Here is an 11,024-nt window from a genome sequence, read left to right on the forward strand (position 1 = left end):
CACAAGGCCGGGCTGTGATCGCCAGCCTCGATCGCCTCCCACAGCCGCGCCACCAGCCGCTCCAGCGGCGGGTACAGCCCTTCCGCCGGCAGCGCCTTGCTGCGGTTCAGCTCGCCGGTGAGATAGGCTTTCGCCTGCGCCATGCCATCCGGGCGCAGCCTGGTCAGCGGCAGGCCGAGATCCGCCTCCAGCTGCCGGAAGCAGGCCTCGGGATGCGCCAGCAAATGGCCATAAGTCAGCCAGCTGCGCTTCAGATGCCTGGCATTGCGCTCCGCCGCGGTGGCGTAGCCCAGCCAGAGCAGCAGCGCATGCGCGCGCGAGAGCCCGTTTTTCAGCAGCTGGCTGGCGGCGGAGGTCGCGGGGTCGCGGAAAATATGCACCACATGCGGGGTGTGCCCGGCCTGGCGCACGGCGTTTTCGTAAAGCGGCAGCAAATGGCAGAGATGCGGATGCTTGATGCCCCAGAGCTTGGTCGCGGGCGGAAAGCGGCGGCGCAAAATCTGGTCCAGCCGGGCGGTGAAGCGCGCCAGCTCCGGGCGCGTATGCCAGCCCTCCGGCAGCGCCGCGACATCGCCCCATTGCATGCCGAGGCTGTTCATCAGCTCCACATCGAACTGGATCAGCTCCGGAACTTCGTAGAAGCCGAGCGGATTATGCTCGTTGGCGGCGGCTTCGCTCTGGATCTCGACGCCGAGCTTGGTGAGCGCGCCCGAAAGGCCGGAGGTGCCGCTGCGATAATAGCCGACGATGAAGATCACATCAGACACGCTGGGAAATCCTTAGAGATACTGAAACAGGCTGAGGCCCTGCACGGCGGCGAAGCTTTTCATCGCCGCCTCCATCGCCGTCATGCTCTGGTCCAGATTGGTCAAGGCCGTCGGCATATCCACCGCCGTTGCCGCGTTGTCCGCGGTCTGGATGGTGGCGGAGGCGGTGGCGTTGCTGGTGCTGGCGGTCTGCACCGCCTGCAGCGTCACGCCGGTCTGCGCCTGGGCGGTGAGCACGTCGGACTGGTATTGCGCCAGCCCGGCCAGGCTCTGGTTCAGCGCCTGGCGCGTCTGCGCCGCGCCGGCGGCGCCGCCGCCCGCGGTGCTCAGTGTGCTGACGAGATTCTGCAGCAGCGTGAACACGCTTTGCGGGCGCGAGGGGGAGAGGGTGAAGCTGTCGCCAGCCGCCGGGCTGCCCTGGATCTGGTAGCTGGAGCCGGCGACCTGGATGCTGGTGGTGCTGTCAGCCGCGCTGGAGACGGTGCCGCTGGCCACCACATTGCCGCTGGCATCCGTGGCGCTGTAGGTCATGCCCGCTGGTGCCTTGCGCGAAGGCGATGGTGATGTTGCCGCTGCCCTGCTGGAAGGCGCTGGCCTGGGCGCTGTTGGCCACACCTTCGGAGATCAGCGTGGCGGTGCCGGTATTGCTGCTGGCGGCGGCGATGCTGGCGGTGCCATCACCCGACAGGCCGGAGACGAAGACCTCGCCATTGGTCACCGCCGAGGCCTGGGCGCTGGGCGAAATCGAAGCCTGGCTGCTGCCGCCATCGCCGAGATAGACGATCTGGCCGGTGGTCGGGTCGCGCTGGAAGGGCTCGATGGAGCCGCGCGTGCCGGCGAACACGTAGGAGCCGCTGGTGCCTTGCGTGTTGGCGAGCGAGAGCATCTGCTGCTGGTCCACCTGCACCTGGGTGGCGAGGGAGGCCATGTCCTGCGGGTTGGTGGTGGCGTTCAGCGCTTGCTCGACCACCGATTGCACCGAATTCAGCAAGGCGCTGACGGAGCCGTAGGTATCCGAAACGGTGCCAAGCTGGGACTGGATCGCGGCCTGATTGGTGTTGTCGCTGGCGAGCGAGGCCACCTGATCCTGGCCGATGGCGGCGGCGGCGTAGGCGGCCGGGTTCTGGTCGGGCGTTTGCACCGCGAGGCCGGTGGAGATTTCCTGCTGCAGCAGACTGATCTGCGATTCCTGCTTGGCCAGCGAATTGCTGAAATTGGTGTAGAGAGAGAGATCCATTTTCAACGCTCCTTGCGGCGGGCGAGGGGGAGGGCGCGTTCGGCCCGGGTTTCGGCTTCCAGCGCGTCGCGGCGCCGGGCGGTGTCGGTGGCGCTGGCCAATTTGCGGCGCTGCGCCTGGGCTTCCAGCAATTGCGCGCGGGCGGTGGCGATGCTGGCCTCGGCGCGGACGGCGCTCTGGCCGACCTGCTCCAGCGCGCTCAACCCGGCCTCGGCGAACAGCCCGGCGCTGCGGATCTGCGCGGCACTCACGGTCTGGCCGGTTTGCACGCTGGCGGCGAGCCGGGCGCGGTAGGCATGCAGCACCTGCTGCTGGCCTTGCGCCTGCGCCAAAGCGGCCTGGGCGCGGCGCAGCGTCTCGGCGCGCTTCGCCTCCTCGGCCGCGGCCAGCACTTCCAGCTTGCTCAGCAATGAGGATTTCACGAGCTGGCCTCTATCAGCGCGGTGCGCAGCGCGGCCAGGCTCTGCGGGTAGGTGGCGGCTTCGGTGACGCCCTGGCGGATCACATCCTCCATCGCCGGGGCGCGCTTCAGCGCCTCGTCCAGCAGCTTGTCGCGCCCCGGCGCGTAGGCACCGAGATCGATGATGTCCTGCTTCTCCGCCCGGCGCGCCCAGAGCGCGCGGTAGCGCGATGCCAGCGCCTTGTGCTCCTCGCCGATCAGCCCCGGCATCACCCGCGAGAGCGAGGCGGAGATGTCGATTGGCGGATACATCGCGGCTTCAACGAGTTTTCGCGAGAGTACGATATGCCCATCCAGCACCGCGCGGGCGGTATCGGCGATCGGATCGCCGACATGATCGTCGCCTTCGACGAGAACGGTGTAGATCGCGGTGATCGAGCCCTGGCCGGGGCCGCCATTGCCGGCTCGTTCCACGTAGGCGGAAAGCGCGCCGAAGGCCGAAGGCGGATACCCCTTCACCGCCGGCGGCTCGCCCGCCGCGAGGCCGATCTCACGCAGCGCCATCGCCAGGCGCGTCAGGCTGTCCACCACCAGCAGCACATTCTGCCCTTGCGCGCGGAAATATTCCGCCATTGCCGCCGCCCGGTAGGCGCCATGCACCCGCCCCAGCGCGGTATCATCCGCCGGCGAGGCGACGACGACGCAACGCGACCGCGCCGCGCCGAGATGATCCTCGATGAATTCGCGAATCTCGCGCCCGCGCTCGCCGATCATCGCCACCACCACCACATCGGCCTTGGCGTTGCGCGCCATCATGCCGAGCAAAGTGGTCTTGCCAACGCCCGAGCCGGCGAACAGGCCGATGCGCATGCCCTGGCCCATCGTGTTCAGCGCATCGATGGCGCGCACGCCGGATTCGAAAACCTCTTCGATGCGGGCACGATGCATCGGATTCACCGGGCGCCCGCGCAAGGGCCAGCTGGCGGTCAGCGCGGGCGGCGCCAGCCCGTCCAAAGGCGCGCCGTGCCCATCCAGCACCCGGCCCAGCAGCGCCTCGCCAACCAGAGGCGCGGTGCCGGTGGCATCCACATGCACCCGCGCGCCGCGGGCGATGCCGCGCGTACCCTGTTCGGCCATCACCAACAGCCCGTCAGCCTCGAAGCCGACCACCTCGGCCGGTAGGCTGGCACTGTCCCCTTCGATCAGACAGCGCGCGCCCACCGGCGCGCGGACGCCGCTGACATGCAAAATCTCGCCATTGGCGCGCACAATACGGCCATAGCGTCGAGCCTGGGCGACGCCACCCAGACCGTCGAGCCGCGCGCGCGCCTGCGCCTGCACATTCGCCATGTTGAGGCTCATGATGCCTCCTCTTCGGCAAACTCATCGGCTGGGGCGGGTGTTTCCGGCAGGCCGAGCGAGGCCGCCACCGCCGCGAGCCGGCTGGGCAGCGTCGCATCCCACTCGGTGCGGTTGACCGGATCGCCATCGGGCCAGAGCAGCTCGACGCGCGCGCCGCCGCGCTCAATTGCCGCGTCATGGCGTAGCGTGACCGTCTGTAGATCGAGAAGTTCCTGTACGGGCTTGGCATCTTCCGGATGCAAAGTCAGCACCAGGCTTTGCCGCGGGGCGCGCTCGGCGGCGGCTTCCTCCAGCAATTGCGCCACCAGCCGGGCCAGACCCTCCGGCCGGGCGATGGCTTCCACGCCGATCACATGCCGGGCGATGATCATCGCGAGATTGGTGGCCAGCTCCGCGAGTTCGGTTTCCTTCTGTGCCAGCGGGGCGGCGAGCTGCGCGGCGGCGGCGCGCAACGCCTTCGCCGCGTCGTCCAGCGCCTGGGTTTTCGCCGTGTAGGAAGCGCGGCCTTCGGCTTCGCCTTTGGCCAGGCCTTGCGCTTGCGCCTCATCCCGCAGCATTGCCAGCGCCGCGCGCACGCGCGCGTCAATCTCCGCCTCCTGTGCCGCCGGGTTGGGCGGTGGCGGCGATGCAGGCACGCTGCTGTTGATGCGGCGGAATACCATCAGCCTTCGCCCGCCGGCCGGCTAAGGCGTGTGAGGCCGCGCCGTATGTAGGCGAGCAGGATGGCCCCCACCGGCAGCGCCAGCGCCAGCACCGCGTAGGCGACGAGGCCTGTGGCCAGCGCCCCGGCCAGCCACACCGCGATGGACGGAAGGCTGAACCAGGAGGGCTGCGTGGCGGCGGCGCGCAGACACATGATGGCGATGACGACGAGCCCCGGCTTCAACGGCAGGCCGCCGGATTTTCCTGAAGATTTCTTCGCTTTTGCCATGATCCTGCCCTACTTCGCCGCCGCCGGCGCGGCCTTGCTGCCGGGGTCCGGCGCGTGAATGACGATAACGACACGCCGGTTCTGCTCGCGTCCATCGGCATTGTCGTTGCTGGCGATGGGATCGAACTCGCCATAGCCCTGCGCCGCCAGTTGCTCGCCGCCGATGCCGGCATTCTGGAACAGCTCCACCACGCTCACCGCGCGCGCCGCCGAGAGCGCCCAGTTAGAGGAGAATTGCGCATCATGAATCGGCTGATTATCCGTGTAGCCGCCAACGAAAATCTTGAATTTCGGCGGCAGGCTGGTCAGGCTCGCGGCAATCTGTTTCAGCAGCGTCTGCGCGGAGGGAGTCAGTGTCGACTGGCCGGAGGAGAACAGTACGGAATCATTCAGCCGGATGGTTAGCGTCAGCGGGTCACTCTGCATGCCGACCTGATGCGCGCCGATCATCGGCTGCAGCATTTTCGAGAGCTGGTTCTGGGCATTCTGCAATTGCAGCATATCCTGCGTCAGCTGATGGATCATCTGCTTCTGCACCGGCGTGTTGGCGGAGGCCGGCGATTCCACCGGTTTGGGCACAGGCGAGGGCTGGTGATTCATCACGCCGCGATCCGCCGAGCTTTCGGCTTTGATCATGCCTGGCGGGGCGTGGAAGGCCTTCAGGAAGCTTTGCGCCTCCTCGTCCATCTTGTGCTTGTCACGCACCGAGGACGCATAGAGCACCACGAAAAACGCCAGCAGCAGCGTGATGAAATCCGCGTAGGAGATCACCCAGCGCTCATGATTGCCATGGCTCTCCTTGCGTTTTTTCCGGCGCGGGGCGGGCGCGTCGGACATCAGGCGGCTTCCATCTCGGCCGCGGGCGTCTCAGCCTCGGCGGCGGCGGCGGGGGCGATGTCCTTCGGCTTGCCGGGGATGACTGTGAGCAGTTCGTCGCGGATCACCGAGGCTGGCTTCTGCTGGGCCAGCATGACGAAACCATCGACGAGGATGAAGCGGGCATGTTCGGTCTCCTCGGCGATGGCGGCCAGGCGCGCGCCCATCGGGAGGTAGAACAGATTGGCGGTGCCCACGCCATATACGGTGGCGATGAAGGCGGTGGCGATGCCAGCACCCAGCAGTTCCGGATGGTTCAGCTCCATCATCACATGGATCAGCCCCAACACCGCGCCCATCACCCCGATGGTCGGCGAAAATCCGCCGGCGGATTCCCAGAATTTTGCCGGCAGATGCTCCGCCGCGCCGAGTGTTTCCACCATCACCGTCAGCTTCTCGCGCAAGGCCGGCGCCGGGGTGTTATCGACGATCAGCTGCAAAGCCTTGGCCTGCAACGGGTCTTTCTGCTGCTCGATGAAGGGTTCCAGCGCCAGCGTGCCCTGTTGGCGTGACAAGGCGGCCCATTCGGTGATGCGCACGACGAATTCATGCAGATCCACCTTCGGCGGTTTCACCAGCCAGCCCGCGCCCTTGATGCCTTTCAGCAGACCGCCTACCCCGAACTGCACCATCAACGCCGCCAGCGTGCCGCCCAGCACGATGATGCAGGCGGTGAGGCTGAACAGCGAGGAGAGCGGGTCGTTATCCGAGATCGCACCGAGCACGACAACGAGAATTCCGCAGATGAGGCCGAGAACGCTGGTCATGTGGCGGGAACTCCTTCAAGCTTGGCGCGCACCAGGGTAGAGAGCCGCGCCAGCGCCCGGGCGCGCAGCTTGGAGGCGTAGCTGTCGCTGACATCCAGCACCAGGGCGATTTCACGGTTATTCAACTCTTCAAAAAAATGCAGCGCCAGCATCTGATATTCCTCAGGCTCCAGCTCGCGCAGCGCTTCCACCAGCACGCCCTGGCGCTCGCTCTGCAGCATCAGGCTCAGCGGATCTTCCGGCAGCATGCCGTTTTCCTCGGCATGCAGATCGATCATCGTCTCATCCGTGCCTTGCGTGAAACGGAAGCTTTTCGAGCGGCGCAGCCCGTCCAGCATCGCGCCCTTGATGCGCCGCATCGCGTAGGTCTGGAAGGTGACGCCGTAGGCGTCCTCGAACCGGCCATGCGCCTCCAGCAGGCCGACCGCACCCCATTGCAGCAGATCATCCAGCTCCGCCCAGGGCATGCGGGATTTCAGCAGCAAGGCGGTGCGCTTGATCCAGTTGCCGTAGGTTGGCATGTCGGCGGCGCAGATCTCAGCCATGGGCGGCGCCCGGCTCGGCCACCTGCACCACCTGCATCGGCATGCTGGGCGGAATTTCATCCAGCGAGAGCACCGGCAGCGTTCCGGCGATCACCCGCGCCACGGCGCGGCGCAGCGGGGCTTGCGTCACCAGCACCGGACGCAGCCCTTTCGCCTTCATCGCGGCATTCGCGGCCTCGGCGGCCTGGCGCAGATGCGCGGCACTTTCCGGCTCAATCTCGCCGGCGGCGGCCGTGTCCTTGCCGGCGCGCAGGGATTTCGAAACCAGCTCCTCCAGCCGCTGCGGCAGCACCGCGACTTTCAGCACGCTCTCCTGCCCGGCGGCCTGGGCGACGATGAAGCGGCCGAGGCGCATGCGCACGGCAGCCAGCAGCCGCTCCGGATCTTTGATGCCGGTATCGGCGGATTCCACCATCGCCTCGGCGATGCGCTCGAAATCGCGCACCGGCACCTCTTCCGCCAGCAGCCCTTGCAGCACCTGGCGCACCAGCCCGGCGGCCATCGCGGCGCGTAGGTCTTCGGCGAGGCGCGGCGTGGTTTCAGCAAGTTTGGTGAGCAAGCCTTCCACCTGCGGGCGGCCCAGCAGCTCGGCGCCATAGCGCTTCAGCACCTCGGCGAAATGCGTGGCGATGGCGGAGGAGGCATCCACCACCGTGTAGCCAAGCTCCTCGGCCTGGGCGATGGCGGTTTGCGGAATCCACACCGCCGGCTGGCCGAAGGCGGGGTCTTTCACATGCCGGCCGATTTTCAGCCTGTCGATGACCAGATTGCCTTCAATCGCCAGCCATTGATTGGGCCAGGCCTCGCCGCCGCCAATCGCTGCCCCGCGCAATGTGAAGCGGTAGGCATTCGGCGGCAGGTCCGAGGAATCCCTGATATGCACGGCGGGGATCAAAAATCCCATGGCGCGGCCATAGCGCTGGCGCACGGCGGTGAGGCGGCCGAGCAGCTTGCCTTCGCCAGCCGCCACCAAAGGCGCCAGGGCAAAGCCGATGCTCATGCCCAGCGGATCGACGCCGGTGACATCCGCCAGCGCGTCCGGCTTGGCTTCGGCTTTGGCCCCCTTGGCGGCCCCGGCGGCTTCCGGCTGGGCCAACGCCTCGCGCGCCTGGCGCGCGGCCCGCCAGGCGGCGAATCCCAGCGCCCCACCCAGCGCGAAGAAGGGCAGATGCGCCATGTCCGGCATCAGCCCGATGGCGATGGTGATCGCCGCCGCCAGCGCCAGCGCCTGCGGATATTTCCAGAGCTGGGATTTGATCTGCGCGCCGATATCCTCGCCGGTGGCAACGCGCGTCACCACCAGACCCGCCGCCACCGAGATGGTCAGAGACGGGATCTGTGCCGCCAAGCCGTCGCCCACCGTCAGCAGCGTGTAGGTGCGCGCGGCATCGCCCAAAGGCAGCCCGGCCTGCAGCGTGCCGATGATCAGCCCGCCCAGCATGTTGATTGCCAGGATGATCATCGCCGCGATCACGTCGCCGCGCACGAATTTCGAGGCGCCATCCATGGCCCCGAAAAAATCCGCCTCCCGGCGCAGCATGTCGCGCCGGCGCTCCGCCGCCTGCGGGGTGAGCACACCGGCATTGATCTCGGCGTCGATCGCCATCTGCCGCCCAGGCAGGCTGTCCAGCATGAAGCGGGCCGAGACTTCCGCGACGCGCGAGGCGCCCTTGGTCACCACCACGAAATTGATGATGATCAAAATCACAAAGATGATGCCGCCGACGACATAGTTGCCGCCCACGGCGAATTGCCCGAAGGCCTCGATCACATGCCCCGCCGCGCCCGGCCCGCTGGCGCCGTTGAGCAGAATGGCGCGCGCGGTGGCGACATTCAGCGCCAGGCGCATCAGTGTCGTCGCCAGCAAGATCGAGGGGAAGGCCGAGAATTCAGCCGGCGAGGCGATGTAGAGCGAGGCGCCCAGGATCACCAGGCCAGCGGAGATATTGATGGCAAAGAGCAGCGAGATCGCCGCCGGCGGCAGCGGCACCACCAGCATGACGAGGATCAGCAGGACCAGGATCGGCCCCGCGAACTGCGCCGCGTTCAGCTTGGGAAAACCGGAGAGGGCGGCGGCCTCAGCCATGCACCAGCCCCGGAATCGCGCCGAACAGATGCAACGCGTAATGCTCCACCCCGCCCAGCATCATCGGCCCGGCGAGCGAGGTGAGCACCGCCACCCCGGCCAGCTTCAACACGAAGGGCACCGAGGCTTCCTTCACCTGCGTCGCGGTCTGCAGCGCGCCGGTGACAACGCCGATCACCAGCAGCAGCAGCAGGATCGGCCCCGCCAGCTCCGCAAAGGCGATCCAGGCGCCGGCATCGACATCGCTATTGGTCATTCGGCCGCCTCTTGCTGCGGCTCGGTTTCGGCTTCGGCCTCGCCGGCCAGGCCGGTGATGCGAATGCCGTAGCGCTCGCCATCGCCGATGGCGACAACCTCGCCATGCGCCAGCTTCAGCCCGTTGGCGTAAATCACCAGCGGCTCGCCGACGCGCTGGTCCAGCGCGATCACCTGGCCCTGGCGCAAGGCCCGCATCTCCTTCACGCTGAGCGCCGCGCGGCCCAGCTCCACGGCGATGGCCACCTGCACGCGGTCGAGCAGCTTGCTGCCATCCAGCGCGTGGCCCTGGCCGGGCAACGGGCTCAGCGGTTCAAGCGCGATCTCGGGGGGGGTGTCGGTCATGGTCTGTCCCTTCTGGAGGTCCTGGCCGGGGCTCACCCGGCAGGCGATGGCGCCTTCGAACTGGCCATATTCGGCCCGGAAAAGATCCACCCCGCCGGAGACGGCGATGGCTTCCGGCAGCAGGCTGAGCGGCAGCAGCGCGCCCGGCCGCAGCGCGCTGACCAGCGACATCGGCAGATGCCCGCGGGCGATTTCGAAACAGAGCGGCAGCTTCACCGCCTCGCTGCTGGCGGCCAGGCGCGCGGCCCAGCCCTCATCGGCGGCGTTGCGGGCATTCGCGCCGCTCTGCGCCAGCAGCTTCTGCTCCAGCGCATCCAGCGGGGCGAAGGGCAGGGCGATGGTGATGCGCCCCTGGCCGAGCGCGGTTTCGAACTGGCCGGTGATCTCGATCATCCAGTCCTGCGCCTCGGCGACGCCCAGCATCGCATGCGCGGTCTCGTAGCTGGAGGCGAGCAGCGGCGCGATGCCGAGCGGGGCGAGGGAGTCGGAGGCGGATTTATACACCGCCTCGATCAACTGCCGGCCGATGCGCAGCTCCATCGCTGAAAGATCATGCGCCGGGGCGCTGGAGGGGATGGAGGCGCCGCACATGCCATCGACGATGGCGCCCAGCAAAGCCCCGTCCAGCGCCAGCAGCGCGCGCCCGCGCAAGGGGGCGAGATCCGCATGGCCGGCCAGCAGCACATCCGGCAGCCGCTCCAGCACCGCCTCATGCGGGGCGATGCCGGTTTTGCTGGAGAGCAGCGAGACCGGGCTGCGGGTGGTCTTGAACAAAGCCAGCGCGATCTGGCGCATGAAGCGCGCCGAGAGCGTCTCCATCAGCCCCGGCCGCAGCCCCGGGGCGCGGACATGGTTGAGCAGGTCCAGCGGTTTGATGTCGGTTGGGTCGCGCAGCAAGGCGCTGGGGGCGTCAAGCATAGGCGCGCACCCCGGTATCGGTGGTCACAGGCGCGGAGGCCGGCGCGGCGCTGGCGCTCTGCGCCGGGCGCTGGACTTGCGGCTGGGCGGGGGCCTGCTGGCCCTGGCCGCCGGAACTCACATCCGCCTGGCCGAGGCTGAGCCCGGCATTGCCCACCGCCTGGCGGAACCCGTCCATGCCGTTATGCAGCGCCTGCGCGGCATGGGCGGTGCTGGGGATGAAGGTGACGTTGAGCTGCCCGGTGGCGCTAAGGCCGAGATTGATGGTGAGCTGGCCGAGATCCGGCGGGTCGAGCCGCAGCGTCGCCTGGGACTGGCCGTGCTGGTGCAAAGCCGAGACCGTCGCGGCGAGGGCGGCGGGGGCGAGCGAGGTCGCCTCCATCCCGGTGCTGGCGGTGACGGGCGTGGTGGTGGCAGCCTGGGTGGTGGTGGCATTGGCCTGGGCGCCGCCAGGGGCGGCCATGGCCAGGGCGGCAGGCAGCGGGGCGGTGGTGCTGGTGGTGGGCAGGCTGGCGGTGCCGGGCAGGGCGCTGTC

General features: G+C 68.1%; 14 protein-coding genes. All 14 read right to left on the reverse strand.

The genetic code is table 11. The features are described 5' to 3' along the window. A partial coding sequence (locus MXAZACID_RS19485; RefSeq protein WP_008495545.1) for a sulfotransferase family protein occupies positions 1-767 on the reverse strand: 767 nt, incomplete at its 3' end. A gap of 12 nt (positions 768-779) precedes the next feature. Beyond that, positions 780-1,298 carry a hypothetical protein gene (locus tag MXAZACID_RS15995; RefSeq protein WP_008495547.1) on the reverse strand — a complete coding sequence of 173 codons (519 nt, stop codon included), beginning with the start codon at positions 1,296-1,298 and terminating at the stop codon, positions 780-782. Continuing rightward, a complete protein-coding gene (locus MXAZACID_RS16000) occupies positions 1,231-2,004 on the reverse strand; it encodes a flagellar hook-associated protein FlgL (RefSeq protein ID WP_008495548.1) in 774 nt (257 codons plus the stop codon). Before MXAZACID_RS16000 ends, MXAZACID_RS15995 begins: the two co-directional genes overlap by 68 nt. 2 nt (positions 2,005-2,006) lie before the next feature. Continuing rightward, positions 2,007-2,426: a hypothetical protein gene (locus MXAZACID_RS16005; protein ID WP_008495549.1), complete on the reverse strand. Its 420-nt coding sequence runs from the start codon at positions 2,424-2,426 to the stop codon at positions 2,007-2,009. Further along, positions 2,423-3,766, reverse strand: coding sequence for a FliI/YscN family ATPase (locus MXAZACID_RS16010; RefSeq protein ID WP_008495550.1), 1,344 nt, complete (start codon positions 3,764-3,766; stop codon positions 2,423-2,425). The genes MXAZACID_RS16005 and MXAZACID_RS16010 overlap by 4 nt, the downstream gene beginning before the upstream one ends. Then, a complete protein-coding gene (locus MXAZACID_RS18015; protein WP_008495551.1) occupies positions 3,763-4,428 on the reverse strand; it encodes a FliH/SctL family protein in 666 nt (221 codons plus the stop codon). Before MXAZACID_RS18015 ends, MXAZACID_RS16010 begins: the two co-directional genes overlap by 4 nt. Further along, positions 4,428-4,697: a hypothetical protein gene (locus MXAZACID_RS16020; protein ID WP_008495553.1), complete on the reverse strand. Its 270-nt coding sequence runs from the start codon at positions 4,695-4,697 to the stop codon at positions 4,428-4,430. Before MXAZACID_RS16020 ends, MXAZACID_RS18015 begins: the two co-directional genes overlap by 1 nt. Positions 4,698-4,706: 9 nt before the next feature. Then, positions 4,707-5,534, reverse strand: a complete 828-nt coding sequence (locus MXAZACID_RS16025) for a flagellar motor protein MotB (protein ID WP_008495554.1) — start codon at positions 5,532-5,534, stop codon at positions 4,707-4,709. Beyond that, positions 5,534-6,340 (reverse strand): MotA/TolQ/ExbB proton channel family protein, encoded by an 807-nt coding sequence (locus MXAZACID_RS16030; protein ID WP_008495555.1) that lies wholly within the window; start codon positions 6,338-6,340, stop codon positions 5,534-5,536. The genes MXAZACID_RS16025 and MXAZACID_RS16030 overlap by 1 nt, the downstream gene beginning before the upstream one ends. Continuing rightward, complete coding sequence (locus MXAZACID_RS16035) at positions 6,337-6,885, reverse strand: sigma-70 family RNA polymerase sigma factor (RefSeq protein ID WP_008495556.1); 549 nt, start codon at positions 6,883-6,885, stop codon at positions 6,337-6,339. Before MXAZACID_RS16035 ends, MXAZACID_RS16030 begins: the two co-directional genes overlap by 4 nt. After that, on the reverse strand, positions 6,878-8,971 hold the full coding sequence (locus MXAZACID_RS16040) for a flagellar biosynthesis protein FlhA (RefSeq protein WP_008495557.1): 2,094 nt from the start codon (positions 8,969-8,971) through the stop codon (positions 6,878-6,880). The genes MXAZACID_RS16035 and MXAZACID_RS16040 overlap by 8 nt, the downstream gene beginning before the upstream one ends. Next, positions 8,964-9,227, reverse strand: a complete 264-nt coding sequence (locus MXAZACID_RS16045; RefSeq protein WP_008495558.1) for a flagellar biosynthetic protein FliQ — start codon at positions 9,225-9,227, stop codon at positions 8,964-8,966. The genes MXAZACID_RS16040 and MXAZACID_RS16045 overlap by 8 nt, the downstream gene beginning before the upstream one ends. Then, positions 9,224-10,489, reverse strand: coding sequence for a FliM/FliN family flagellar motor switch protein (locus tag MXAZACID_RS16050; RefSeq protein ID WP_008495559.1), 1,266 nt, complete (start codon positions 10,487-10,489; stop codon positions 9,224-9,226). Before MXAZACID_RS16050 ends, MXAZACID_RS16045 begins: the two co-directional genes overlap by 4 nt. Further along, positions 10,482-11,024: flagellar hook-length control protein FliK (locus MXAZACID_RS16055; protein ID WP_008495560.1), on the reverse strand; the 543-nt coding region annotated here is incomplete at its 5' end. The genes MXAZACID_RS16055 and MXAZACID_RS16050, both read right to left, overlap by 8 nt.

The organism is Acidocella sp. MX-AZ02 (assembly GCF_000306035.1).
GTDB lineage: Bacteria > Pseudomonadota > Alphaproteobacteria > Acetobacterales > Acetobacteraceae > Acidocella > Acidocella facilis.